This window comes from Enterobacter huaxiensis, from assembly GCF_003594935.2.
GTDB classification, from domain to species: domain Bacteria; phylum Pseudomonadota; class Gammaproteobacteria; order Enterobacterales; family Enterobacteriaceae; genus Enterobacter; species Enterobacter huaxiensis.
Genome location: NZ_CP043342.1, coordinates 3716926 through 3743732 on the forward strand (window position 1 = coordinate 3716926; position 26807 = coordinate 3743732).

Sequence of the window (26807 nt, forward strand, 5' to 3'; positions counted from 1 at the left end):
CAAAAAAAATCCCGGCCAACTGACCGGGATTTCGATAGCGCTTCAGACGATGTCTTACGGCAGAATTGACGGCTGATCCGCCCCTTCTTTTTCGACCTTCTGCTGGAGCAGGTGCTCGCGCTTCATGCCGAGCTTCAGTGCCAGCGCGGACGCGACGTAAATAGACGACGCCGTACCGATAGACACACCGATCAGCATGGTCAGCGAGAAGCCTTCCAGCACCGGGCCGCCGAAGAGATACAGCATCAGGATAACCATTAAGGTCGTTCCGGATGTGATCAAGGTACGATGCAGCGTCTGGGTCAACGACACGTTGAAGATTTCGTACGGCGTGCCGCGACGGATCTTACGGAAGTTTTCACGAATACGGTCAGATACCACGATACTGTCGTTCAGTGAGTAACCGATAACGGACATCAGGGATGCCACAATCGTCAGGTCAATCTCAATGTGGAACAGAGACAGTACGCCCATGGTGATCACCACGTCGTGCGCCAGTGCGATAACCACCCCTGCCGCCAGTCGCCACTCGAAGCGGAAACCAACGTAAATCAGGATGGAAATCAGCGCCACCATCAGCGCCATCGCGCCGGTCTGCGCCAGGTCTGCACCCACGCTCGGGCCGACGAACTCAATACGCTTCACCGTCGCATGCTGGTTGGTCGATTCGTTTACTACCTGCACGACCTTGCTGCCCAGCTCCTGGCTGCCGTTAGCATCGTGCACTGGCGGCATACGCACCATGATGTCACGGCTGCTGCCGAAGTTCTGCAGCAGCGGCTCTTCAAAGCCCGCTTTCTGCAGAGACAGACGCATTTCGTCCATATCGACCGGTTTTTCCAGGGTGATTTCAATCACCGTACCACCGGTAAAATCGAGACCCCAGTTAAAGCCCTTCACGCCCATAATGACGATGGACAGAATCAGCAGAAAACCTGAAATGCCGAAGGCCCAGTAGTCCCAGCGCATAAAGTCCCAGACTTTACGGCCGTGGTTCAATTGTTCAACAGTATATTCCTGTGCCACAACGCACTCCTCAGATAGACAGCTTTTTGACGCGCTTGCCGCCGTACAGCAGGTTCACGATGGCACGGGTGCCGACAATAGCGGTAAACATCGACGTTGCGACACCGATACCGGTAGTAATCGCAAAGCCTTTGATCGCGCCAGTACCCACTGCATACAGGATAAGAACCTTAATCAGTGTTGTTACGTTCGCATCGAAGATGGAGCTGAACGCTCCTTTGTAGCCTTCTTCAATCGCCTGCTGTACAGAACGACCGTTGCTCAGCTCTTCTTTGATACGTTCGTTTATCAGTACGTTGGCGTCGACCGCCACCGCAAGGGTAAGAACGATACCCGCAATACCCGGCATGGTCAGCGTCGCCCCCGGCAGCAGGGACATAATGCCGATAATCAGCACCAGGTTCGCCACCAGCGCGGAGGTCGCAATCAGACCAAACTTCTTGTAGAAGAAGATCATGAAGAGAATGGAGACCACCAGGCCGGCCAGACACGCTTCCAGACCCTGCTTGATGTTCTGCATACCCAGGGTTGGACCGATGGTACGTTCTTCAACAATCTGGATTGGCGCAATCAGCGCACCGGCACGCAGCAGCAGCGAAAGCTGACGCGCTTCGTTCGGGTTGTTGATACCGGTGATACGGAAGCTGTTACCCAGACGAGACTGGATATTGGCGATGTTAATCACCTCTTCCTCTTTCACCAGCACGGCACGGCCGTTAGCGTCTTTCTTACCGCTGTCTTTGTACTCCACAAACAGGGTCGCCATCGGTTTGCCGATATTGTCCTTGGTGAAGTTAGACATGATGTTACCACCCGCGCTGTCAAGCGAGATGTTAACCTGCGGCTGATTGTATTCGTCCTGGCTTGAAGTGGAGTCGGTGATGTGGTCACCGGTCAGGATCACGCGTTTGTACAGCACAACCGGCTGACCTTCGCGAGTCTGTTTCACTTCGGAGTCACCCGGGATACGGCCAGAGGCAGCAGCGGACTGATCGACGTTAGAGTTAACCAGACGGAATTCCAGCGTTGCCGTCGCGCCCAGAATCTCTTTCGCACGCGCGGTATCCTGGATACCCGGCAGTTCAACCACGATACGGTCAGCACCCTGACGCTGTACCAGCGGCTCAGCCACGCCCAGTTGGTTTACACGGTTACGCAGGATGTTGATGTTCTGCTGAACGGCATACTCACGCGCTTCGCTCAGACGCGCATCCGTCATCACCGCGCGCAGCTGGTTGCTGCCCTGAGAGGTGATCACCAGATCGCGGTGACGCTGAGACAGATAAGTTACAGCCTGATCGCGCGCCGCGCTGTCGCGGAACGTGATGCTCATGCCGTAATTATCTTCTTTACGCACGGTGGTATAGGCGATGCCTTTCTCACGCAGATCGCTGCGCAGGCTGTCGATATTCTGTTCCTGCAGCTTGCCAAGCGCGGTATCCATATCCACTTCCATCAGGAAGTGAACGCCACCACGCAGGTCAAGACCGAGTTTCATTGGCTCTGCGTTCAACGCAGCCAGCCAACGCGGGGTTGCAGGAGCAAGGTTAAGCGCCACGACGTATTTATCACCCAGCACGCCCATCAGCGCTTCACGTGCGCGGAGCTGCGTGTCGGTGGTGTCGAAGCGAGCAAGAATTGCGCCCTCTTCCAGTGCCACAGACTTAGCGGTAATTTTTTCTTCTTGTAACGTTTTCTGGACCTGGATCAGCGTTTGCTCACTGGCGGCGACACCGCGCGCGCCAGTGATTTGAACGGCCGGATCCTCACCATACAGGTTGGGAAGCGCATACAGTAGGCCGACAACAATGACGACCACCAGCATGACGTACTTCCACAAAGGATAACGGTTTAACACGGCAGTTCCCTTTGGGAAAAGTTGGGATTACAGCGCCTTCATGGTGCCTTTCGGCAGAACGGCAGCTACGAAGTCACGTTTGATAACCACTTCAGTGGTGTCGTTCAGGGCGATAGCAATGTAGCCGCTTTCCGCTACTTTGGTCACGCGACCTACCAGGCCACCGTTGGTCAGCACTTCATCGCCTTTCGCAATGGAGTTCATCAGGTTTTTGTGCTCTTTGGTGCGCTTCTGCTGTGGACGCAGGATCATGAAGTAGAAAATCAGACCAAACACAACCAGCATCAGAATCAGAGACATCGGGCTGCCCTGTGATGGCGCGCCAGTTGCTGCTACCGCATCAGAAATAAAAAAGCTCATTCAAATTCCCTCATTATTAAAATTAATCAACGTTCAAAGGTGGGACATCCCGGCCCTGACGTTGGTAGAAATCGGTCACGAAGCTCTCTAATTTACCCTCTTCGATAGCCTTACGTAAACCAGCCATTAAGCGCTGATAATAACGAAGATTATGAATGGTATTGAGACGCGCGCCCAAAATCTCGTTGCAACGATCGAGATGATGCAAATACGCGCGAGAATAATTGCGACAGGTATAGCAATCGCACTCGGAATCGAGCGGGCTGGTGTCACTCTTATGCTTCGCGTTACGGATTTTCACCACGCCATCGGTAACGAACAGATGCCCATTACGCGCGTTACGGGTTGGCATCACGCAGTCGAACATATCAATGCCGCGACGCACGCCTTCCACCAGATCTTCTGGTTTACCCACGCCCATCAGGTATCGTGGTTTATCCGCCGGGATTTGCGGGCAGACATGCTCCAGAATACGGTGCATATCTTCCTTCGGCTCACCCACAGCCAAACCGCCGACAGCGTAGCCATCAAAGCCTATCTCTACCAGACCTTTAACGGAGATATCGCGTAAATCTTCGTAAACGCTGCCCTGGATAATGCCGAACAGCGCATTTTTGTTCTGCAGGGAGTCAAAACGGTCGCGGCTGCGCTGCGCCCAGCGCAGAGACATCTCCATGGAGCGTTTTGCATAGTCCCAGTCCGCCGGGTACGGCGTACATTCGTCGAAGATCATCACGATGTCGGAGCCGAGATCGTACTGAATCTCCATCGATTTTTCGGGATCGAGGAAAATCGGATCGCCGTTGATTGGGTTACGGAAGTGAACGCCCTTTTCGGTGATCTTGCGGATATCGCCCAGGCTGAACACCTGGAAGCCGCCGGAGTCGGTCAGGATTGGGCCTTTCCACTGCATGAAATCGTGCAGGTCGCCGTGCAGCTTCATGATCTCCTGACCAGGACGCAGCCACAGGTGGAAGGTGTTACCGAGGATAATCTGTGCGCCAGTGGCTTCAACTTCTTCCGGCGTCATCCCTTTTACGGTGCCGTACGTGCCCACAGGCATAAACGCAGGGGTTTCCACCACGCCGCGATCAAACACCAGGCGACCGCGACGCGCGCGGCCATCGGTGGTATCGAGTTCAAATTTCATTTTTTCTCCGACGTCAGAAAAACAGTCCAACGTTGTAAAACGGTGCCGCGGAGTTATTCCCCGACACGCTCATTCAAAGCCTGCGGATTGTACGTGATAAACATCGCGTCCCCGTAGCTAAAAAAGCGATATTTTTGTTCTACCGCAGACTTGTAGGCGTTCATCGTATGCTGATAGCCCGCAAATGCGGAAACCAGCATAATCAGCGTCGATTCAGGCAGATGGAAGTTGGTCACCAGGGCATCAATGACTTTGTACTGGTAGCCAGGGTAGATAAAGATCTGCGTATCGCCAAAGAACGGCTCGATAAGATCGCGCTTCGCCGCCTGCGCGGCGCTCTCAAGCGAGCGCACGGACGTCGTCCCGACCGCCACGACGCGGCTACCGCGCGCTTTCGCCGCCAGCACCGCGTCCACAACCTCCTGAGGCACTTCGGCATACTCAGAGTGCATGATGTGATCTTCAATGCTGTCCACGCGCACAGGCTGGAAGGTGCCCGCGCCGACGTGCAGCGTCACGAAGGCCATCTCAATGCCTTTCGCGCGCAGTTTTTCCAGCAGCGGTTCGTCAAAGTGCAGGCCCGCGGTCGGTGCCGCAACCGCGCCAGGCTTCTGGCTGTAGACGGTCTGGTACAGCTCGCGGTCAGCCTCTTCGTCCGGACGCTCAATGTACGGCGGCAGCGGCATGTGGCCGATGGCGTTGAGAATGTCCAGCACCGTGCGCTCGTCGTCGAACGCCACCTCGAACAGCGCGTCGTGGCGCGCGGTCATGGTCGCCTTGATGCTTTCGTCATCGCCCAGCAGCAGCTCCGCACCCGGCTTCGGCGCTTTAGAGGCGCGAATATGTGCCAGAATACGTTTATCATCGAGCATACGTTCGACCAGCACCTCAATCTTGCCGCCGCTGGCTTTACGGCCAAACAGGCGCGCCGGGATCACGCGGGTATTGTTAAAGACCAGCAGATCGCCAGGGTTGAGCTTGTCGAGCAAATCGGTGAAAGTACCGTGCGTCAGCTCGCCCGTTGGCCCGTCCAGTGACAGTAAGCGACAGCTGCTGCGCTCAGGCATTGGATAGTGAGCAATCAGGGATTCAGGTAGTTCAAAGGAGAAATCGGCGACGCGCATGACGTATACTCGTGACTTAAAAACAGGCGGCATAGTCTAGTGCTCACACCCTCTTGCTGCAACAACTAGCCGCTTCTGGACAAATAAAACGCATGAATTTTCTCGCTCACCTGCATCTCGCTCATCTCGCTGACAGCTCCCTTTCCGGCAATTTGCTGGCCGATTTTGTGCGCGGTAACCCCGCGGAGGACTATTCCCCGGAGATTGTCGACGGGATTTTTATGCACCGCCGTATCGATGTGCTGACCGATAACCTGCCCGAGGTAACGGAGGCCAAGGCGTGGTTTCGCCCCGAAACCCGCCGCGTCGCGCCGATTACGCTCGACGTCATGTGGGATCATTTCCTGTCGCGCCACTGGTCACAGCTTTCACCGGACATGCCGCTGCCGGAGTTCGTGCGCTATGCCCATCAGCAGGTGTCGGTTATTTTGCCAGACTCGCCGCCGCGCTTTGTGAACCTGAATAATTACCTGTGGTCGGAGCGCTGGCTGGAGCGCTATCGCGAGATGGACTTCATCCAGAATGTGCTCAACGGCATGGCGAGCCGCCGCCCGCGCCTGGATGCGCTGCGCGATTCGTGGTACGACCTGGATACACATTACGACGCGCTGGAAACGCGCTTCTGGCAGTTTTACCCGCGCATGATGGCGCAGGCGAGAAACAAATCGCTATGACTGTATTTATATTGATAGGCGAAATCTTATTGAACGATTGTCGCCACCTCTTTGTCTTATTCGCGAACACTCTCTATACTGGCCCGCGTTGCGTTCCAAATAACCTTAGTATCTACAGGAGAATCATATGGTTCTGGTAACTCGTCCGGCTCCGGATTTTACAGCTGCAGCAGTTCTGGGCAACGGTGAAATCGTTGAAAACTTCAACTTCAAGCAGCACACCAACGGTAAAGCGACCGTTCTGTTCTTCTGGCCAATGGACTTCACTTTCGTTTGCCCGTCCGAGCTGATCGCGTTCGACAAACGTTACGAAGAATTCCAGAAGCGCGGCGTGGAAGTTGTTGGCGTCTCCTTCGACTCTGAATTTGTACACAACGCATGGCGTAACACCCCTGTCGAAAACGGCGGCATCGGTGCGGTGAAATACGCGATGGTTGCGGACATCAAACGCGAAATCCAGCAGGCTTACGGTATCGAACACCCGGACGCTGGCGTTGCGCTGCGTGGTTCCTTCCTGATCGACGCAAACGGCATCGTACGTCACCAGGTTGTGAACGATCTGCCGCTGGGTCGTAACATCGACGAAATGCTGCGCATGGTTGACGCGCTGCAGTTCCACGAAGAGCACGGTGAAGTGTGCCCGGCTCAGTGGGAAAAAGGAAAAGAAGGTATGAACGCGTCTCCAGACGGCGTGGCTAAATACCTGTCCGAGAACGTATCCAGCCTGTAATCGGCACGGTTTACGAAGAAGGCCCGCTTATGCGGGCCTTTTTGTTTTAAAACGCGAAGCAGGAACAGCCTAATACGCCCCAGAATGCCTGCTCGTCCGACACCGGAATAGCCGACTGGCGCGCAATGCCGTGCGCGTGGCCGTGCACGCCGCAGCTGCCGATGCACTGATGCATCTGCACCACCGCCCCGACCCTGCTGGCTGCGGGCGGCGCTGAGCGGTAATGGCCGGGCACTTTCACGACCGGCGACCACTCCGGTACCACCGGAATCGGCGGCGGCGACAGCGGGCTGAAGTGCCCGGCAGCGTACACTACCTTGCCGTCCACCACGGTCAGCACCGATTCAATGCCCTTAATCTCCTCTTCCGGCACGCTGAAGTAGTCTTTCGACAGCACCACCAGGTCGGCCAGTTGCCCCTCGACCAGACGGCCTTTTTTGCCCTGCTCGCTGGAGAACCACGCGCTGCCTGCGGTCCACAGCTCCAGCGCCACCTCACGCGGCAGACGATTGTTATCGTCATACATCGCCAGCCCGCCGACGGTGCGCCCGGACACCAGCCAGTACAGCGCCGTCCACGGGTTGTAGCTCGCCACGCGGGTGGCATCCGTCCCGAGCCCGACCGGCACGTCCAGCTCCAGCATTTTCGCCACCGGCGGCGTGTGTTTCACCGCCTCCTTGCCGTAGCGGTCGACAAAATACTCACCCTGGAACGCCATGCGGTGCTGCACCGCGATCCCGCCGCCGAGCGCCTTTACGCGTTCAATATTGCGCTCGGTGATGGTCTCCGCGTGGTCGAAGAACCAGTGCAGGCCGTTGAAGGGAATATCGCGATTCACCTTCTCAAATACGTCGAGCATGCGGCTGATGGATTCGTCATAGGTGGCGTGCAGGCGGAACGGCCAGCGGTGTTCCACCAGATGACGCACCACGCGCTCCAGCTCGTCCTCCATCCCTTCCGGCAGGTCGGGGTGCGGCTGGAGGAAGTCTTCGAAATCTGCCGCCGAGAAGACCAGCATCTCGCCCGCCCCGTTCGCACGATAAAAGTCCGTCCCCTGCCCCGGCTTGAGCATATCGGTCCAGCGCTCAAAGTCTTCCAGCTCCTGCTTCGGACGCTGGGTAAACAGGTTATAGGCGATACGCACGGTCATCTGCTCTTTGGCGTGCAGCTCGGCAATCACTTCATAATCTTCCGGGTAATTCTGGAAACCGCCGCCCGCATCGATGGCGCTGGTCAGCCCAAGGCGGTTCAGTTCGCGCATAAACTGGCGGGTGGAGTTGACCTGCTGCTCAATCGGCAGTTTCGGCCCTTTTGCCAGCGTGGCGTAGAGGATCATCGCATTAGGCTTCGCAATCAGCATCCCGGTCGGGTTGCCGTGGTTATCACGCACGATTTCGCCGCCCGGTGGATTCGGCGTTTCTTTGGTGTAGCCAACGGCTTTCAGCGCGGCGCGGTTGAGCAGCGCGCGATCGTAGAGGTGAAGCACGAACACTGGCGTATCCGGCGCGGCCTCGTTGAGTTCTTCGATGGTGGGCATCCGGCGTTCGGCAAACTGGAACTCGCTCCAGCCGCCCACCACGCGTACCCACTGCGGCGATGGCGTGCGATCGGCCTGATCTTTCAGCATGCGCAGCGCATCCACCAGCGAGGGCACGCCTTCCCAGCGCAGCTCAAGGTTGTAATTCAGCCCGCCGCGGATCAGGTGCAGGTGGGAATCGTTCAGACCCGGGATTACCGTGCTCCCCTTCAGGTCAACGATCTGCGTCCCCTGGGTCGCGTAGCTCATGATGCGATCGTAGTTACCCGTGGCAAGGATCTTGCCGTCAGCGATCGCTACCGCCTCCGTGAGCGGGTTTTCGCGATCGAGGGTATGGATCTTACCTTTGGTTAAAATCAGTGTGGCAGTTTGAGACATAACGTACTCCTTTAAGCCGAATCAGGCTTTTTTCAGCCATCCGGCAAACAGACGGGTCACGATGGGCATCCACAGCCAGACCACCAGCGCGACCACGCAGGCATCGTTAATCAAATGCAGCAGCAGCGAGCCTTTCAGGCCAGGAAGCAGCGCGCCGGTTACCAGCGGCACCATGTTGGTGCTGGGGAAAATCACCAGCAGGGTGATAAGAAACTGTTTCCACTGCTTAGGCTTGCGCACGTGCGGCTCAGGCGGCGTAAACCAGAATGCCGGCTCGGTGCGCACGTCGGTTTTATCCCCTTCCGCCAGCAGCGGTTCGATCTCTTTAACCAGCGCATTGCGGGTGTCGGAGTGCGTCCACGCGTCGAGGTGCTCGATGGTGTCGAAGCGAATAATCACCGTCCACAGGTTTTGCCCCTCCGACGGGCGAATAACGTTCGCGCCCAGATGGCCGGGGAATTCCGCCGCGACGGGCATGATCTTGCCCAGCCACTGTTCGTAACGCTCAGCCTGCCCCGGAAGCAGCGTGTGGGTGATCACCAGCGTCACATGTGATGTTTGCGCCATAAGAGTTCCTGGTCATTGAGGGGGCGGAAAACCCGCCCCGAAAGGATTACGCCTTGCGCTCAGGCGCGCCGTGAACGAGGGTGTAGGCATAGTCGACGCCCATGCCGTACGCCCCGCTGTGCTCGCGCACCAGATCCATCACCGCGTCGTAGGTGCCTTTGCGCGACCAGTCGCGCTGGTACTCAAGCAGCACCTGCTGCCAGGTGACCGGAACCGCCCCCGCCTGCACCATACGGTCAATGGCGCGTTCGTGAGCGTCAACGGAGGTGCCGCCGGAGGTATCGGTTACCACGTAAACTTCAAAGCCTTCGTCCAGGGCCATCAGCGCCGGGAAGGTCAGGCACACTTCGGTCCACAGCGCTGAGATGATGAGTTTCTTGCGGCCCGTTGCCTTGACTGCCGCAACAAACGCATCATCTTCCCAGGAGTTCATTGAAGTACGTTCAATCGGTTTAACGTCCGGATGCACCGCCAGCAGTTCTGGCCAGATATAGCCGCTAAAGCTTTTCGTTTCGACGGAGGTATAAATAACGGGTACATCAAAAATTTTGCCGGCTTTCGCCAGGGCAACCGTATTATTCTTCAATAGCTGTCTGTCAATATTGGCCACGCCAAAGGACATTTGCGGCTGGTGATCGATAAAAATCAGTGTGGAATTGGATGGATCAATCAGTTCACGAATAGACATAAAAGTACCTTTTAAACAATAAGTTAAAAGCCAACGATTGTGTGTGCTATATGAGAAAGGGCCCTGACTGATAAAGCAATTTGAGTATAGCGAGAATTGATCGTGCGGATAGTAAAGATATTTGTCCCCTCTGTTGAATTAAACCGAACAAGATGGGGAAAACAGAACAGCCAGCGATATACGCTGGCTGCTGCTAAGGGTTAATTACCGAACCAGACGGAGGCGGAAACGGCGGGTAACGAGAGGACGCCATCCTGAACCGTGCCTTTCCCCTCTTTCAACTGCCACGCCTTCACGTTGAGCAGCGGAGAGTCGTCCTGCACCACTTCGCAGGCCTCGCCCCGGTTAATCGCCACCAGCACGCGCTGCTGGTTATAGACGCGGGCAAATACCACCACGTTGTCGTGGGCATACACCACCTGACAGCCGCCGTAGCGCAGGGCGAGACTCTGCTTACGCAGTTTTGCAAGACGCTGATACAGGCTGAACAGCACCTTGTCCTGCTTCTCTGGCTCCCACGGGAAGGTTTTACGACAGAACGGATCGTTGTTGCCGTCCAGCCCAACCTCGTCGCCGTAGTAAATGCACGGCACCCCAGGCCAGGTAAAGAGCCAGGTGACCGCCAGCGGCAGCCGCGCCACATCCTTGCCGAGCAGGGATTTGAAACGGGCGGTATCGTGGCTGTCGAGCTGGTTAAACATCCGCAGCTGCTGCTGATGAGACAGACCGGCGCGATAGTTCTCCATCCACGCCATACAGGTTTCGGCGTCGATATGATTCGGATCGTAAGAAATATCGGTGTTAGCGAGGAAGCCCCAAAGCGGGAAGGTAAACCCGCGATAGTTCATCGACGCATCCTCCGCATCGGCCTGCAGCCACTGGCGCGCGTCGCCAAAGTGCTCGCCAAAGACAAACGCCTCCGGCTGAGCCTGTTTTGCAGAACGGGTGATGCCCGCGACGTGCTGCAGATTGTTCCGCGCCCCGCCCGCTTCACCCAGCATATGCACCACGTCCAGACGCCAGCCGTCCATGTTCCACGGCGCTTTCAGCCAGTGGCGCACGATGCTGTCCTCACCGCCGTAGATTTCATTCACGAGCGTTGGCGACTGGAAATCGAGCTTCGGCAGGCTGGCATACCCCAGCCAGTCGAGCGCGCGACCATCTTCGCTAAAGCTATACCAGTCGCGCTGCGGCGAATCCGGATTATGGCATGCCCCGCCCATCGACTGGTTATGGCGGTCAAACCATGCGTGAGAGTCGCCGCTGTGGTTGAACACGCCGTCAAGAATCAGGCGCATGCCTTCGTTTTGGGTGTTCTTGCGCAGGCGCAGCAATGCTTCGTCACCGCCAAACTGTTCGTCAACGTGGCGATAATCCTGAGTATCATATTTATGTACGCTCGGCGCCTTAAATACCGGGTTCAGGTACAGCGCCGTCACGCCAAGCTTTTTCAGGTACGGAAGCTTTTCGCTGATGCCGTCGAGATCGCCGCCGTAGAAGGTCGATCCGCCCGCCTGCGCCGTAAGCGGTTCATCCCACGCTTTCATGATGATGTCGTGTCCGGCGGCGTGGTGGTAATAAACCTTATCCTGCTGTGCGGTGCGCTTATCGCTGCGCGCAAAGCGGTCCGGGAAAATCTGGTAGAACACCTGATCGTTAACCCACCGTGGGCCATTATCCGGGTAATCCACGGCAAACTGCTCCAGCCTGGCCGGTGGAAAACGGCTGAATCCCTGCGGGGTAAACCACAGCTGACGATGGTTCCACAGCAGCTTGAAAGCGTAGCGACGACGCGGCTGTCCGCTGCGCAAATCGATATTAGCCCGCCACGCGGTCACGCCCGGCTGCGGCTGGCTGCGCTGTTTGTGCATTTTCAGCGTCGTTTCTTCGTTATCCACTTCCGCGCGGAGCGTCACGCGTTCAGGCTGATTTTCCCCCGCCAGCCAGAGCGTAATCACAAGGTTGTCTTTGTTTTGCTTAACAAATGGGGCAACCGGAAGGTGCCAGGCATTTAACATCACGAATCCCCTTTGATGAAATTGACGTCACCTTGCCACAGGGTGGTTAAGGTTAGCTCATCATGCAAAGGTTTATTAGGGGAGGAGGACGGGGGATGAGGCACCGGTGCAGCCTGGTGCCCTCACCCTAACCCTCTCCCACGGGGAGAGGGCAAAAGGATGTTACTGTGCTTCTGCCAGCTGACGGTCGTGTCGGCGCTTAAACATCCAGCCCACCAGCAGCAGGGCGATCCACGCGAAGCCCACGTACAGGGAGATACGGGTATCCGGATGGTAGCCAATCAGGGCAATAATAAAGACCAGGAAGATCAGGCCGACCACGGTGGTTGGCACGCCGCCCGGCACTTTGAACTTCAGCGCTTTGGCCTCTTCTGGCGACAGGCGGCGACGGAAAGCAATCTGCGACAGCAGGATCATGATCCACACCCACACGGTGGCGAAGGTCGCCAGCGAGGCAATCACCAGGAAGACGTTCTCCGGCATGATGTAGTTCAGGTACACCGAGAACAGCAGCGCCACGGTCATCACCACCACGGTCACCCACGGCGTTCCGCGGCGCGAAGTTTTCGCAAACACCTTCGGCGCGCTGCCCTGCTCTGCCATCCCGTGCAGCATACGGCCTACGCCGAAGACGTCACTGTTGATCGCCGACAGCGACGCGGTCAGCACCACAAAGTTGAGAATGCTGGCGGCAAAGGCGATGCCCATGTGCTGGAAGGTCAGTACAAACGGGCTGCCGTTGGTGCCGACCTGATTCCACGGGTAGATGGACATAATCACGAACAGCGTACCCACATAAAACACCAGAATACGCATCGGCACGGAGTTGATGGCGCGCGGGATGGACTTCTCCGGGTCTTTCGCTTCACCGGCGGTAATGCCGATAATCTCGATACCGCCGTAGGCGAACATCACCATCTGAAGCGACATCACCATGCCGAGCCAGCCGTTGCTGAAGAAGCCGCCGTTGCTCCACAGGTTATGAATGCCGGTCGGCTGGCCGCCGTTACCGATACCCCAGATGATGATGCCGAAACCGGCGAGGATCATGATAATGATGGTCGCGACTTTGAAGAACGAGAACCAGAACTCCAGCTCGCCGAACACCTTCACGCTCATCAGGTTGACGGCGCAGATGATCAGCACCACGCTCAACACCCATATCCAGTGCGGTACGTCGGGGAACCAGACGCCCATGTAGATCCCAAACGCGGTTACGTCGGCAATCGCCACAATCAGGATTTCAAAGCAGTAGGTCCAGCCGGTGATAAAGCCTGCCAGCGGGCCTAAGTTTTCTTGTGCATAGCGCGAGAAGGAGCTGGCGGACGGGTTGTGAACAGACATCTCTCCCAGCGCGCGCATAATGATATAGGCCGCAACCCCACCGATAATGTACGCCAGCAGCACGCTTGGACCGGCCATTTTGATGGCATCTGCCGAGCCATAAAAAAGACCGGTGCCGATAGCAGAGCCCAGCGCCATAAAGCGGATGTGGCGCGTGCTCAGTCCACGCTTAAGTTTGTTAGTGCTTTCCATTTAAATCTTGCCATTCAACACGAAAAAAACAAAAAACCACGGGGCCTTAAGCCCCGTGGTTAAACAGTTTGTTGCCGTTGATTAATGGGCGTTCGATGCGACCTGACGCCCTGCAGCACGGTCCCAGATAATCGCCAGAACCAGCGCAACAACGGTAGGCATCAGCCAGGCCAGGCCCTGCTCGGACAGCGGCAGACGCTGTGTCCAGGCAGGCAGCACGTCTGTAAATGCTGATGCTTTGATCCCGTCAAGGATACCAAAAATCAGGCTGATAAACATGGCTGGTGCAATAATTCGCGACGAGTTGTTCCACCACGGACGGGTGAAGCTCAGCACCACCAGCACAATGCACGGCGGATAAATGGCCGTCAGCACCGGAATAGAGACCTGAATCAGGTGGCTCAGACCGAGGTTCGATACCGCCATAGAGAAGATGCCGAGGATAAACACCAGCGTGCGGTAAGAGAGCGGCAGATACTGAGCAAAGAACTCTGCGCACGCGCAGGTCAGGCCAACAGCGGTAACCAGACACGCCAGGAAGATCAGCGCCGCCAGCAGCATGCTGCCCGCACCGCCAAAGGTGTGCTGAACGTAAGCGTGCAGGATAGCCGCACCGTTCGCGTTTTGGTCAACCAGCGTTGCGCTGTCAGAGCCCAGGCGGAACAGCGCCAGGTACAGCAGCGTCAGGCCCACGCCGGCCATCAGGCCAGCCCAGATGGTATAGCGCGTCAGCAGACGTGCTTCGGTCACGCCACGGGAGCGCGCGGCGTTAACGATAACAATACCAAACACCATGGCGCCCAGCGTATCCATGGTCAGGTAGCCGTTCACAAAGCCGTTAGAGAACGCCGCGTTCTGGTACGCATCCATCGCCGTACTGATAGGACCCGCCGGCCAGACGATAGCGGCAACCGCCAGCACAATCAGCGCGACGATTTTCAGCGGAGCGAGGAAGTTGCCCACGGTGTCCAGCAGCTTGCCCGGATAGAGGGAAACCAGAATCACGATCGCAAAGTAGACCAGGCTGTAGATAAACAGCGGCATCGCGCCGTCACCGGTCAGCGGGGCAATACCCACTTCGAAGGAAACCGTTGCCGTACGCGGCGTAGCGAACAGCGGGCCCACGGCCAGATAGCAGACGGTCGCCAGCAGAACGCCAGCCACTTTGCCAATCGGCGTGCTCAGGCTATCCACGCCGCCGCCGACCTTCGCCAGCGCGACAACGGTCAGAACCGGTAGACCCACGGCCGTAATCAGGAAGCCAAACGCAGCGGTCCAGACGTGTTCACCCGCCTGTAAGCCAACCATTGGAGGAAAAATGATATTACCTGCGCCAACGAACAGCGCAAATGTCATAAAGCCCAGCGCGATGATGTCACGCGATTTTAAATGATGGGTCATAAAACCTTACTGCCTGTGGATGTGGTGTTGAAAACGTTGAGATTTTCGCCATCCCGTACGGGACGATACAGCGGAAAATTTGCTCAATTTCAGCGGGATATGCTCCCGTCCTGGCGTGGAGAAGAATAGTTTTTCGATTTACCACGCAAATACAGTCGGTCTGACAGTATATGGGGGGCAATTTAAACGCTTATAACGTTTAAAGGCAAGGTGGGATCGTAAAACCAGAACAATATGCCAGCATGAAAATACAAACCAGCACATCAGGCTAGTTATAAGAAAAACGCATGGCTAATCATGCGAACAAAAAAACATCAACCGTATAAAATTCATTCGCGTTTCGCTTGACCGCAAAGCAAACGGGCCAGCAATGGCTGGCCCGTGGAAAGGAATAATGACAGGTCCGCTATCAGGCGCTTTTTTTGGCAATTAATCGTTCCGGAATCACGAAGCTGAAGCGGGTTCCCTTGCCTAAGGTGCTCTGGATATCGAGACGGCTCTCATGGTGATTCACCGCGTGTTTCACAATCGCCAGCCCCAGGCCGCTGCCTCCGGTTTGTCGCGAGCGCGCTTTATCGACACGGTAGAAACGTTCGGTAAGACGCGGGAGGTGTTCAGATGAGATCCCCGGCCCGTTATCCTCAACGCTAAACTCCGCGCCCGCTGCGGTAGGCTGCCAGCGCACCCAAATATGCGTTCCTTCCGGCGTATGGTTCACCGCGTTATAGACCAGATTGGAGATGGCGCTGCGAAGCTCGTCTTCGCTGCCAAGCACTTTAAGGGTGTTATCGACCTCAAAGGTGAACTCATGTTTTTTATGGCTGAGCGTCTGCGCTTCACGCTCCACGACCCGCAGCATCATTGGCACATCGATGGTGTCAGTCAGCGCAAGCGAGGGGGCCGCTTCAATCTTCGAGAGCGTAAGAAGCTGTTTGACCAACCCCTCCATCCGGTGGGTTTGCTCCCGCATGGTGTGCAGCGCTTTCTCGCGCGGCGCGCCTTCCAGGATCTGCTCCTGCATCATCTCCAGATATCCCTGCAGCACCGTCAGCGGCGTGCGCAGCTCATGGCTCACGTTGGCGAAGAAATTACGCCGCGCGCCTTCCAGCTGGTGCATCTGGGTGACGTCGCGCGCCACCATCAGCCACTGCCGATCGCTGTAGGGCATCACGCGAATTTCAAGATGCCGACCATTATTGAGCTTCAGATTGTGCGGACGCGTAAATTCGCGCGTTTTGAGATACTGCGTGAACTCCGGGTAACGCAGAAGGTTGAGGATGTTCTGTCCGTTATCGTCCGGCCAGCGCAGGCCCAGCAGCTGTTGCGCCAGGCCGTTACACCAGAAGATGGTGCCCTCTTCTGTGGTCAGAATGACCGCATCCGGCAGCGATTCTGCACCGCTTCGGAAACGTTTGATAAGGCTTCCCAGCTCGCGGCGGCGCTTTTTATTTCGCATCTGCATCTGGTGCAGGCCGTACAGCAGCGGCTCCCAGCTTCCGCTCCCCGGCGGGGGCGTCATACTTCTGTCGACCCACAGCCACCAGGAAAGACGCAGTAAATTCCAGAAATGCCAGATCAGCAGGCCGGTGACTGCCGCCAGCAGAAACCAGGGTAGATGTCCAAGAAAGGCCCCCAGAATGAAGGCCGGAATACAGCATAAGATCAGTTCAAAGACGAGCCTTTTCCATGACAGACGTTCCAGCACGCGTCACACTCCTGTCATTGTTCAGAAACGGGTTGAGAAACGATAACCCGTGCCGCGGACCGTCTGCACCATGCGATCGTGGCCGCTCAGTTCCAGCGCTTTACGCAGGCGGCGAATATGGACGTCAACCGTTCGGTCTTCGACATAGACGTTAGTTCCCCAGACGTTATTCAGCAACTGCTCGCGGCTGTAAACGCGTTCCGGGTGCGTCATAAAGAAGTGTAAAAGCTTAAACTCGGTCGGCCCCATGTCGAGGGGATTTTCGCCCGTCATGACACGGTGTGAGGTTGGGTCAAGGCTCAGGCCCTGCATCTCAATCACCTCTTCTACCGCCATCGGGGAAATACGGCGCATAACGGCTTTGATGCGGGCCACCAGCTCCTTCGGGGAGAACGGCTTGGTAATGTAATCGTCCGCGCCGGTTTCCAGACCGCGCACGCGATCCTCCTCTTCACCGCGCGCCGTGAGCATCACAACCGGGATATCGCGGGTCATCGCTTCACGTTTAATGTGTTTGATGAACTGCAGTCCAGAGCCACCCGGCAGCATCCAGTCCAGCAGAATCAGATCGGGCCAGGGTTCATTCAGCTGGTTCACCGCGCTGTCATAATCTTCCGCTTCAACCGGCTGGAAGCCATTTTGTTCGAGCACGAAGCACACCATTTCACGAATTGGAGCTTCATCTTCTACGACCAGAATACGTCTCGCCATACTTTGCCCTGTCTTATCTTATTTAAATTACAAGTTTGTAATGCGGCGTCATTATGCGTCAGATTTATGACAGATTTATGAAAAACATTACCACCATAACTGGCAAACTGTTGTTTTATGACAGCGGTTATTTTCCGTTCCCTGACAGTTTATAATCCGCACCATCATTTTTCGCCACGGATCTCTTATGCGCATACTTCACACCTCGGACTGGCATCTGGGTCAAAACTTTTACAGTAAAAGCCGCGCCGCAGAACATGAAGCGTTCCTGAACTGGCTGCTGAAGACGGCTCAGTCGCATGACGTTGATGCCATTATTGTCGCGGGTGACATCTTTGATACCGGACAGCCGCCGAGCTATGCGCGTGAGTTATATAACCGCTTCGTGGTCAACCTGCAGCAGACTGGATGCCATCTGGTGATTGTTGCCGGAAACCACGACTCCGTGGCCACGCTCAATGAGTCTCGGGATATTCTGGCGTTTCTCAATACCACCGTGGTCGCCAGCGCAGGGCATGCGCCGCAGATCCTGAAAAAACGCGACGGCACGCCGGGGGCCGTGCTGTGCCCGGTTCCCTTCCTGCGCCCGCGCGATATCGTGCAAAGCCAGGCGGGGCTGTCCGGCGGCGAAAAGCAGCAGCATCTGTTACAAAGCATCACCGACTATTATCATCGGCAGCATGAAGATGCCTGCGCCCTGCGCGGTGAGCTGACGCTCCCGGTGATTGCCACCGGACATCTCACTACCGTCGGTGCCAGTAAAAGTGACGCCGTACGTGACATCTATATCGGCACGCTGGATGCCTTTCCGGCGCAAAACTTCCCGCCAGCCGACTACATTGCGCTCGGACATATACACCGGGCACAGATCGTCGGCGGCGCGGAGCACATTCGCTACTGCGGTTCCCCCCTCGCGCTCAGTTTCGATGAAACCGGCAAAGCCAAATCCGTCCACCTGGTGAGCTTCACCGACGGTAAACTCAGCGCGGTAGAGACGCTTGAGGTGCCCGTTACCCAGCCGCTGGCGGTGCTGAAAGGCGATCTCGACGCCATCACCGCACAGCTAGAGCAGTGGCGCGGCGCGGCGCTTAATCCGCCCGTCTGGCTGGATATCGAAATCACTACCGACGACTACCTGCACGATATGCAGCGAAAAATTCAGTCGCTGACGGAAGATCTGCCCGTGGAGGTGTTGCTGGTGCGCCGCAGCCGTGAACAGCGCGAGAAAATTCTTCTCGGCGCCCAGCGTGAAACCCTCAGCGAACTGAAGGTGGAAGAGGTGTTTGAACGCCGCTTGTCCCAGGAAGAGATTGACGACGACAAGCGCGCAAGGCTTAACGAGCTATTCGCCCATACCCTGCACGCGCTCAACGATGAGGAAGAAAACGCATGAAAATTCTGAGCCTGCGTCTGAAAAACCTCAACTCACTCAAGGGCGAGTGGAAAATTGACTTCACCGCCGAGCCTTTTGCAAGCAACGGGCTGTTTGCCATTACCGGCGCCACCGGCGCGGGCAAAACCACCCTGCTTGACGCCATCTGCCTCGCGCTGTACCACGAAACCCCGCGCCTGCAAAAAGTGTCTCAGGCGCAAAACGACCTGATGACCCGCGATACCGCCGAGTGCCTGGCAGAAGTGGAATTTGAGGTAAAAGGCATAGCCTACCGCGCTTTCTGGAGCCAGAACCGCGCGCGTAATCAGCCGGACGGAAATCTGCAGGCTCCGCGCGTGGAGCTGGCGCGCTGCGAAGACGGCAAGATTCTGGCCGACAAGGTAACGGATAAACTTGAGCAAACCGCGGCGCTCACCGGGCTGGACTATGGCCGCTTTACCCGCTCCATGCTGCTCTCTCAGGGGCAGTTTGCCGCTTTTCTTAACGCCAAACCCAGCGATCGCGCGGAACTGCTGGAGGAACTCACCGGAACGGAAATTTACGGCCAGATTTCCGCCATGGTCTTTGAAAAGCACAAAGCCGCCCGCAGCGCGCTGGAGATGTGCGAGGCGCAGGCCGCAGGCATCGTACTGCTTAGCGAAGAACAGCAGCAGCAGTTGCAGCAAAGTTTGCAGTCACTTACTGACGAAGAGAAAACGCTTCTCACGCAGCAGCAGAGTCAGCAGAAGGATTTTCAGTGGCTTACGCGTCAGGATGAACTCCTGCGCGAGCGGGAGCGCGCCGCGCTTTCTCAGCAACAGGCGCAACGGGCGCTTGCGGAGGCGGCACCTGACCTGGCTAAGCTCCAGCATGCGCTGCCTGCCGCCCGGCTCCGCCCGCTGTGGGAGCATCAGCAAGAACAGACGTCACGACTGGCGCAAACGCAGCAGCGAATTGCTGAAGTAAATACTCGCTTACTGGCAAAAACTGCCCTGCGCGCGCGGATCCGTAACGCGGCGCAGCAAAACCGGCTGCAGCTACAGGCTGAACTCGCCGCCCTGGCTCAGTGGCTGGCAGAACATGACCGGTTCCGCCTGTGGGGCCAGGAAATTGCAGGCTGGCGGGCACACTTCTCTCAGCTCAATCGCGATAAACATCAGCTGGCTACGCTGGCTGCGCGCATCGCTGAATTGCGCCAGAAGCTGGCTGGCCTGCCGGTGAGTCCCCTGACGCTGACGGCAGACGAGGTTGCTGCGGCAATGGAGCTGCTGGGGCAATCCCGCGCGCTGCGTCAGCGTCTGACCGCGCTAAACGCCCGCTATCAGCCGCTGCAAAAACGCCTGCGTCAGAATAATGAAAGCGTACAAAAAGCGCAGGCGGAACAGTTAAAACTCAATGAAACCCTGGCCCTGCGTCGACAGCAGTACAAAGAGAAAAACCAGCACTTTGTCGACCTGAAGGCACTGTGCGAGAGCGAAGCGACGATCAAAAAGCTGGAAAATTATCGCTCCCAGCTTGAGGCAGGTAAACCCTGCCCGCTGTGCGGTTCCAGCGAACACCCCGCCGTTGAGTCGTATCAGGCGCTTGAGCTCACGGATAACCAGCGCCGCAGGGATACCCTGGAAAAAGAGGTCGTCGCGCTTAAAGAAGACGGTCTGCTGGTGCTGGGCCAGGTTAATGCCCTGTCACAGCAGATCCAACGCGAGACAGACGAAGCGCAGGCGCTCTCTCAGGAAGAGCAAGCGCTCACTAAAGAGTGGCTGGAAGTGTGTGCCTCTCTCAATATTACGCTGAATATTCAGGATGATATTGCCCCGTGGATGAGCGAGCAGGAACACTACGAGCGGCAGCTTTATCAGCTCAGCCAGCGGTTGACGCTGCAAAGCCAGCTTAGCCAGCAGGAAGAACAGGAGCGTCAGTATCAGCAACAGCTGGCGGCGACGCGTGAGGGTCTGGAAAACGCCCTGGCGGCGCTGTCGCTTAACGTTCCTGAAGAGGGAACAGAGGCCGTCTGGCTGAAGACCCGCGAAACCGAATTCGCGCAGTGGCAGGAGAAACAGACCCAGCACGGCGCCACCCAGGAGCGTATTAACGCCCTGACGCCACTTCTGGACACCCTTCCGGCGGGGGATAGCACAGAAGCCGAAGCGGTTATTCCTGACGGCTGGCGTGAAGTTCACGACGAGTGCGTGTCGCTGCAAAGCCAGCTTATCGCACAGCAGCAGCAGGAGACGCTGGAGAGTGAACGTTTGCAGCAGGCGCAGTCTCAATTCAGCGCGGCCCTGTCAGCCAGCCACTTTGACGATCGAGACGCGTTTCTTTCCGCGCTTCTTGATGCCGACACCGTTCAACACCTGGAAGAATTAAAGCAGATGCTGGAGAAGCAGATACAGCAGGCTACGGCGCTCTTTGCCCAGGCGGAGCAGCAGCTGCAGAGCCATCAGGCGCTGCGTTCGGATGAGCTTAATGCCGACGCCCAAACGCTGCAGGCCCAGCTGCAGCAGCTGGCGCAGCAGCTGCGTGAGAACACCACTCGCCAGGGTGAGATCCGCCAGCAGCTCAAGCAGGACAGCGATAACCGTCTGCACCAGCAGGCGCTCATGCGGCAAATTGACGAGGCGGCACGTCTGGCCGATGACTGGGCCTATCTGAACGCGCTGATTGGCTCAAGCACCGGCGACAGATTCCGCAAGTTTGCTCAGGGGCTGACGCTGGATAATCTGGTCTGGCTTGCTAACCAGCAGCTCAACCGCCTGCACGGACGCTATCTGCTTCAGCGTAAGGTCAGCGACGCGCTGGAGCTGGAAGTGGTCGATACCTGGCAGGCGGATGCTGTCCGCGACACCCGCACGCTTTCAGGCGGCGAGAGTTTCCTGGTGAGCCTGGCGCTGGCGCTGGCGCTTTCCGACCTGGTCAGCCATAAAACGCGGATTGACTCCCTGTTCCTGGATGAAGGTTTCGGCACGCTCGACAGCGAAACCCTGGATACCGCGCTGGATGCGCTCGACGCCCTGAATGCTACCGGGAAAACCATTGGCGTGATCAGCCACGTTGAGGCGATGAAAGAGCGCATTCCGGTGCAGATCAGGGTGAAGAAGATTAACGGGCTGGGATATAGCAGGCTGGACAGAGAATTTTCGGTGGGGTGAATGGGGGGACGGTGCGGTCTGGTGCCCTCACCCTGGCCCTCTCCCACAGGGAGAGGGAATAAACCTTAAAAACAGCAACTTGTGTTGCTGTTTTGCTTTTCCCTTGCCTCACCCTGGCCCTCTCCCACAGGGAGAGGGTACAAACATTAAAAACGGCAACGCAGGTTGCCGTTTTGCGTTTATTCCGGCCACAGCCACGCCGCGCCGCGCACGCCGCTGGAATCTCCGTGCACCGCTTTGCGTATCGGGGTTTCACACTCCCCTCCGAAGACCCACTGTTTCACCAGCGTCGGCACCGTCGCGTACAGGCGGTCGACGTTGCTCATGCCGCCACCCAGCACAATCACGTCCGGATCGAGAATATTGATCACGTGCGCCAGCGATTTCGCCAGCCGCGTTTCGTAGCGGCTGAGCGCCAGCTCAGCGAGCGGATCGTCTTCTTCAACCAGGCGCATAATCTCGTTACCCTTCAGCGGCTGGCCGCTCAGGCGATGGTAATCGGTCGCAAAGCCCGTGCCGGAAATAAAGGTCTCAATACACCCCTGCTTGCCGCAGTAGCAGGGTACTTCAGCGCGGTATTTGAGCTCATCTTCATCCATCCACGGCAGCGGGTTGTGCCCCCACTCGCCTGCCGTTCCGTTACCGCCAATGTGTGAACGGCCACCGAAGGCCACGCCCGCCCCGCAGCCGGTGCCGATAATCACTGCAAAAACGGTCTGCGCCCCGGCAGCGGCGCCGTCAATGGCCTCTGAAACCGCCAGGCAGTTGGCATCGTTAGCCAGTCGGACCTCGCGGTTCAGGCGCGCGCTCAGGTCCTTATCAAAGGGCTGACCGTTAAGCCACGTCGAGTTAGCGTTTTTAACCACGCCGGTATAGGGCGAAATCGAGCCTGGGATCCCCATTCCGACACTCCCCGTTTCCCCCGTCGCCTGTTCAGTCATCTCAACCAGACGGGCAATCGTCTCAATCGTCTGCTGATAATCATCGCGCGGCGTGGGCAGCCGGTGGCGGAACAGCTGCTCCCCCTGCTCGCTCAGCGCAATGACTTCCGTTTTGGTGCCGCCCAAATCAATCCCAATACGCACAGGACACTCCTCATTATTTTGATTATCAACAGAGTAGAAGCCGGCTACCCGATTAGCAATGCAAGCGATGCGACAATTCGTTATCATGCCCGCTGATTTAACGACAAGGCCGTGGAAATTATCATGCTGTGGTTCAAAAATTTGATGGTTTACCGTCTCAGCCGCGACGTTTCGCTGCGTGCAGAAGAGATGGAAAAACAGTTAGCCGCTTACACCTTTTCCCCTTGCGGTAGCCAGGATATGGCCAAAACCGGCTGGGTCCCGCCGATGGGTTCACAAAGCGATGCCCTGACCCACGTCAGCAGCACCGGTCAAATCATCGTCTGCGCCCGTAAAGAGGAAAAAATCCTGCCAACGCCGGTGGTCAAGCAGGCGCTGGAAGCCAAAATCTTCAAGCTGGAAGCCGAACAGGGCCGTAAGCTGAAAAAGACTGAAAAAGATTCTCTGAAAGACGAAGTGCTGCACTCTCTGCTGCCGCGCGCCTTTAGCCGCTTTAGCCAGACCATGATGTGGATCGACACCGTCAACGGGCTGATCATGGTGGACTGCGCCAGCGCCAAGAAAGCAGAAGATACGCTGGCCCTGCTGCGCAAAAGCCTTGGCTCGCTGCCGGTAGTGCCGCTGGCACTGGAAACCCCGATTGAGCTAACCCTGACCGAATGGGTTCGCAGCGGTACGGCCGCGCAGGGCTTCCAGATCCTCGATGAAGCGGAGCTAAAAGCGCTGCTGGAAGATGGCGGCGTGATCCGCGCGAAAAAACAGGATCTGGTGAGCGACGAAATCGCCGTACACATTGAAGCGGGCAAAGTCGTAACCAAACTGGCCCTTGACTGGCAGCAGCGTATTCAGTTCATGATGTGCGATGACGGCTCGGTGAAGCGCCTCAAGTTCTGCGACGAGCTGCGCGATCAGAATGAAGATATCGACCGGGAAGACTACGCCCAGCGCTTTGACGCGGACTTTATCCTGATGACCGGCGAGCTGGCGGCGTTGATTCAGAATCTGGTTGAAAGCCTTGGCGGCGAAGCACAGCGCTAACAGGCAAAATGTAGGCCGGGTAAGCGAATGCGCCACCCGGCTTGCTTTTATTTCAGGTAGCGGCACAGATAAGAGGTGGGTTCAGCAACCTGCAGATGAAACTCGCTGTGGCCAGGAACGTTGAAAACCGCTCCGGCAGAATAGACTTTCCATTCCGTTTCACCCGGTAATAAGACGTTCAGCGCACCGCTGACAACCGTCATCTCTTCAGCTTCTGCGGTACCAAAGGTGTATTCACCTTCAGCCATAACGCCGACACTGGCGCGGCCAGTGCTGCTGCTGGTAAAACCGATGGATTTCACTTTACCGGAAAAGTATTCGTTACTTTGAAGCATGAACTGGCCCTTATATTTATAGATAAAAATCCACTATAGGGGCCATGCTCATGGCCTGTCACGTAAAATCATTACACCAGTAATTCCGACGCCAGACGGGCCATCAGAACGTTCGACAGCAGCACGGGGACATCAAGCGCCTTTTGCAGTAAATCGCGATGCCGCTGATGGAACCCCAGGCAGTCCAGCATCAGGACATCCGCCCCTCTGTCGAGCAGCTCCTGCCCGGCCGCAATAAGCTTGGCTTCGCTGTCCCAGAAGGGATTGGCCAACGCATACAGCGGTATTCGTTCAAGCACGCTCCACTTCACCGTCTGGTTATCCAGAAGCTCCTCAATGGGGACAATAACCCCCACCTGATGACCATCAACGATCGAGGCCACCAGCGGCGGAATAATCCGCATCGGCTCCAGCAAGATCGAATTGCGCGCAACCAGTCCTTTAATCGGTGCGGTGCTCATCAGTAAAATCACGTCATAGCCTTGATTGTCGAGCACTTCTATCACCCCCTGCAGCGCGCGCTCGATTTTTTGCCGTGACACATTTGCCAGTTTACCGTCACTTAATAACGTCGGTAGAGCATCCTCCCCCTCGTCTATAGCGTAGTCTTCCATGACCTCGTCCCGACTCATCTTACCCAGCAGGCTAAGATGCGTGATCTGTTGTTCTGAGACATGCTCCGTCAGGAGCGGTAATACTTCGCTTACAGGGACCACACCAATGGTGAGGATCGCCAACGTCGCCTTCATCTTGATCGCCTTCCATTACTACCACAGCGGTTACACAGGTACAGGCTCACTACGCTGCACAGTTCATTTTTTCAACAAAACAGCACCAAGCGTAGCAGGGGATCTCTGCACCGAAGTGTAAAGATCCCCTGCCTGGTAAGAATCTACCTGTAATAACTGAATATTAACCCGTGCTTAACATTCACGGTGGGTTAAAAGTGTGATTTGAGCACGGTTTTAGGCGGTTTAGGAATTGTGTCAGGACTTTTCAGGATCTTCGTAGCGCCGCTTAGCGTCCAGCGCTTCCTGCTCGGTTTCATGTTCACTAATCAGCGAATCGGGTTTGGGGTGATCTGCGCGCAGCTGATACCAGGTAACGGTTTGATCGCCGTTACCTTTCTCGACGGTAACGATACGTGCTTCGCGCGGATAGGGAGGTCTGGTTGGCATAGCTCATCCTTTTTTTATGTCTGAGCTATCAGTATAGACGGCGGTTAGCTGGCGCAGGCCAAACGAAGGGCGGTAATAATCTGAATAACAACCTCTTCCGGCGATGCAGAGGCGTCCACAACGTGGTGTGCCGCCTCGCGGTAAAGTGCATCACGCTCCGCCAGAACCTCGCTGACTTCGTCACTGAGCGGCTTAGCCGTGAGCGCCGGGCGTTGCCCCTCTTCAGGAAACGCTTCCAGACGCGCCACCAGGGTAGAAACCGGCGCACAGAGATAAATCACAATCCCTTTCTCACGCATAAACTGCCGGTTGTACTCAGCCAGAATAATTCCGCCGCCCGTTGCAATGATGGTCGCAGGTGAGGTAACCGCTTCCAGCGCCGCGGTTTCACGTGCGCGAAAGCTTTCCCAGCCTTCTGTTTCGACAATCTCAGCAATGGTTTGGCCCGCATGCTCCTGAAGCCAGTGGTCAGTATCGACAAACTGACTCTGGCACGCGCGCGCCAGTTCCAGGCCAACGGTGGTTTTCCCACAGCCGCGAGGGCCAACTAAAAAGATGGGTGGGTTCATAACCAGGTGTTCCCCTTGATGCCGGAAGGCTGAAGACTGTAAAGAATTGATTGCAGAAGATGTTGCGTTTACTTTACTGCAAAGCGGTACGGGATGACAACCCTGTGGAGGCCACACTGTACCACATTTTGACAATGGTTATCATTACGCCGTGCGACGCTTAACCTCGAGCAGCCATTTATCCAGCTCGGCGGCGAACTGCTGGCGATCGCGCTGGGACAGGCTGTCCGGCCCGCCGGTCTGCACGCCGCTGGCACGCATCGTGTCCATAAAATCACGCATCGTCAGCTTTTCACGGATGGTGGAAGGCGAATACCGCTCACCCCGCGGGTTTAGTGCAGCAGCCCCCTTCTCCAGCACTTCGGCGGCCAGCGGAATATCTGCAGTGATCACTAAATCCTCCGCGCTGCACAGCCGCACAATCTCGTTATCCGCCACGTCGAACCCGGCCGGGACCCGCAGGGACCGGATGAATTTAGAAGGCGGCACGCGGATATTCTGGTTCGCCACCAGCGTAAGCGGCATCTGCACACGATCGGCAGCACGAAATAAAATCTCTTTAATCACATTCGGACAGGCGTCCGCATCAACCCAAATCGCCATAATGTCACCCTTGTA

24 protein-coding genes are annotated in these 26807 nt (G+C 56.8%); 5 read left to right on the forward strand and 19 right to left on the reverse strand.

What is annotated here, in order from left to right; translation table 11 throughout:
• Positions 1-54: 54 nt before the first annotated feature.
• The 5 genes from secF to queA are packed head-to-tail and all read right to left on the reverse strand — an operon-like array spanning position 55 to position 5518.
• Complete coding sequence (secF, locus tag D5067_RS17795; protein ID WP_119935314.1) at positions 55-1026, reverse strand: protein translocase subunit SecF; 972 nt, start codon at positions 1024-1026, stop codon at positions 55-57.
• 10 nt (positions 1027-1036) lie between these two features.
• Positions 1037-2884, reverse strand: coding sequence for a protein translocase subunit SecD (gene secD, locus D5067_RS17800; RefSeq protein WP_119935315.1), 1848 nt, complete (start codon positions 2882-2884; stop codon positions 1037-1039).
• A 27-nt stretch (positions 2885-2911) separates the two neighbouring features.
• The gene (yajC, locus tag D5067_RS17805) at positions 2912-3244 is read right to left on the reverse strand and encodes a preprotein translocase subunit YajC (protein WP_042320789.1); all 333 of its coding nucleotides are present in this window, start codon (positions 3242-3244) and stop codon (positions 2912-2914) included.
• A 22-nt stretch (positions 3245-3266) separates the two neighbouring features.
• Entirely contained in the window at positions 3267-4394 is a 1128-nt protein-coding gene (gene tgt / locus D5067_RS17810) for a tRNA guanosine(34) transglycosylase Tgt (RefSeq protein WP_089599266.1), read from the reverse strand.
• A gap of 53 nt (positions 4395-4447) precedes the next feature.
• A complete protein-coding gene (gene queA, locus D5067_RS17815) occupies positions 4448-5518 on the reverse strand; it encodes a tRNA preQ1(34) S-adenosylmethionine ribosyltransferase-isomerase QueA (RefSeq protein ID WP_119935316.1) in 1071 nt (356 codons plus the stop codon).
• 92 nt (positions 5519-5610) lie between these two features.
• Here queA and acpH point away from each other — a divergent pair, with 92 nt between their 5' ends.
• Positions 5611-6192, forward strand: a complete 582-nt coding sequence (acpH, locus tag D5067_RS17820) for an ACP phosphodiesterase (protein WP_119935317.1) — start codon at positions 5611-5613, stop codon at positions 6190-6192.
• Between the two features lie 127 nt (positions 6193-6319).
• A complete protein-coding gene (locus D5067_RS17825; protein WP_010428037.1) occupies positions 6320-6922 on the forward strand; it encodes a peroxiredoxin C in 603 nt (200 codons plus the stop codon).
• A 46-nt stretch (positions 6923-6968) separates the two neighbouring features.
• Here the strand turns inward: D5067_RS17825 and D5067_RS17830 are convergent, their stop codons facing one another.
• The 8 genes from D5067_RS17830 to phoB all read right to left on the reverse strand — a co-directional run bounded on the left by D5067_RS17830 (position 6969) and on the right by phoB (position 17463).
• Positions 6969-8837, reverse strand: a complete 1869-nt coding sequence (locus D5067_RS17830) for an amidohydrolase (protein WP_119935318.1) — start codon at positions 8835-8837, stop codon at positions 6969-6971.
• Between the two features lie 21 nt (positions 8838-8858).
• Entirely contained in the window at positions 8859-9404 is a 546-nt protein-coding gene (locus tag D5067_RS17835) for an antibiotic biosynthesis monooxygenase (RefSeq protein WP_119935319.1), read from the reverse strand.
• Positions 9405-9450: 46 nt separating this feature from the next.
• Entirely contained in the window at positions 9451-10092 is a 642-nt protein-coding gene (locus tag D5067_RS17840; protein ID WP_119935320.1) for a hydrolase, read from the reverse strand.
• A gap of 200 nt (positions 10093-10292) precedes the next feature.
• Positions 10293-12110, reverse strand: a complete 1818-nt coding sequence (gene malZ, locus D5067_RS17845; RefSeq protein ID WP_119935321.1) for a maltodextrin glucosidase — start codon at positions 12108-12110, stop codon at positions 10293-10295.
• 162 nt (positions 12111-12272) lie between these two features.
• Positions 12273-13646 carry a proline-specific permease ProY gene (gene proY, locus D5067_RS17850; protein ID WP_119935322.1) on the reverse strand — a complete coding sequence of 458 codons (1374 nt, stop codon included), beginning with the start codon at positions 13644-13646 and terminating at the stop codon, positions 12273-12275.
• Between the two features lie 81 nt (positions 13647-13727).
• Positions 13728-15047, reverse strand: a complete 1320-nt coding sequence (gene brnQ / locus D5067_RS17855; protein WP_119935323.1) for a branched-chain amino acid transporter carrier protein BrnQ — start codon at positions 15045-15047, stop codon at positions 13728-13730.
• 409 nt (positions 15048-15456) lie between these two features.
• A complete protein-coding gene (gene phoR / locus D5067_RS17860) occupies positions 15457-16752 on the reverse strand; it encodes a phosphate regulon sensor histidine kinase PhoR (RefSeq protein WP_119935324.1) in 1296 nt (431 codons plus the stop codon).
• A 21-nt stretch (positions 16753-16773) separates the two neighbouring features.
• Positions 16774-17463, reverse strand: a complete 690-nt coding sequence (gene phoB, locus D5067_RS17865; protein ID WP_003859122.1) for a phosphate response regulator transcription factor PhoB — start codon at positions 17461-17463, stop codon at positions 16774-16776.
• A 187-nt stretch (positions 17464-17650) separates the two neighbouring features.
• Here phoB and sbcD point away from each other — a divergent pair, with 187 nt between their 5' ends.
• Positions 17651-18856, forward strand: coding sequence for an exonuclease subunit SbcD (sbcD, locus tag D5067_RS17870; protein WP_119935325.1), 1206 nt, complete (start codon positions 17651-17653; stop codon positions 18854-18856).
• Entirely contained in the window at positions 18853-21984 is a 3132-nt protein-coding gene (gene sbcC / locus D5067_RS17875; RefSeq protein WP_119935326.1) for an exonuclease subunit SbcC, read from the forward strand. The genes sbcD and sbcC overlap by 4 nt, the downstream gene beginning before the upstream one ends.
• 179 nt (positions 21985-22163) lie before the next feature.
• Here the strand turns inward: sbcC and mak are convergent, their stop codons facing one another.
• Entirely contained in the window at positions 22164-23069 is a 906-nt protein-coding gene (gene mak / locus D5067_RS17880) for a fructokinase (protein ID WP_119935327.1), read from the reverse strand.
• 123 nt (positions 23070-23192) lie between these two features.
• On the opposite strand from mak, the gene rdgC reads away from it, so the two are divergent.
• Positions 23193-24107, forward strand: a complete 915-nt coding sequence (gene rdgC / locus D5067_RS17885) for a recombination-associated protein RdgC (RefSeq protein WP_119935328.1) — start codon at positions 23193-23195, stop codon at positions 24105-24107.
• 47 nt (positions 24108-24154) lie between these two features.
• Here the strand turns inward: rdgC and ppnP are convergent, their stop codons facing one another.
• The 5 genes from ppnP to D5067_RS17910 all read right to left on the reverse strand — a co-directional run bounded on the left by ppnP (position 24155) and on the right by D5067_RS17910 (position 26792).
• Positions 24155-24442, reverse strand: coding sequence for a pyrimidine/purine nucleoside phosphorylase (gene ppnP, locus D5067_RS17890; protein ID WP_119935329.1), 288 nt, complete (start codon positions 24440-24442; stop codon positions 24155-24157).
• A gap of 71 nt (positions 24443-24513) precedes the next feature.
• Complete coding sequence (locus D5067_RS17895; RefSeq protein ID WP_119935330.1) at positions 24514-25191, reverse strand: AroM family protein; 678 nt, start codon at positions 25189-25191, stop codon at positions 24514-24516.
• A gap of 237 nt (positions 25192-25428) precedes the next feature.
• Positions 25429-25620, reverse strand: coding sequence for a protein YaiA (yaiA, locus tag D5067_RS17900; protein WP_003859135.1), 192 nt, complete (start codon positions 25618-25620; stop codon positions 25429-25431).
• A 44-nt stretch (positions 25621-25664) separates the two neighbouring features.
• Positions 25665-26189 (reverse strand): shikimate kinase AroL, encoded by a 525-nt coding sequence (aroL, locus tag D5067_RS17905; RefSeq protein WP_119935331.1) that lies wholly within the window; start codon positions 26187-26189, stop codon positions 25665-25667.
• 144 nt (positions 26190-26333) lie between these two features.
• Entirely contained in the window at positions 26334-26792 is a 459-nt protein-coding gene (locus tag D5067_RS17910; RefSeq protein ID WP_119935332.1) for a YaiI/YqxD family protein, read from the reverse strand.
• Positions 26793-26807: the final 15 nt, after the last annotated feature.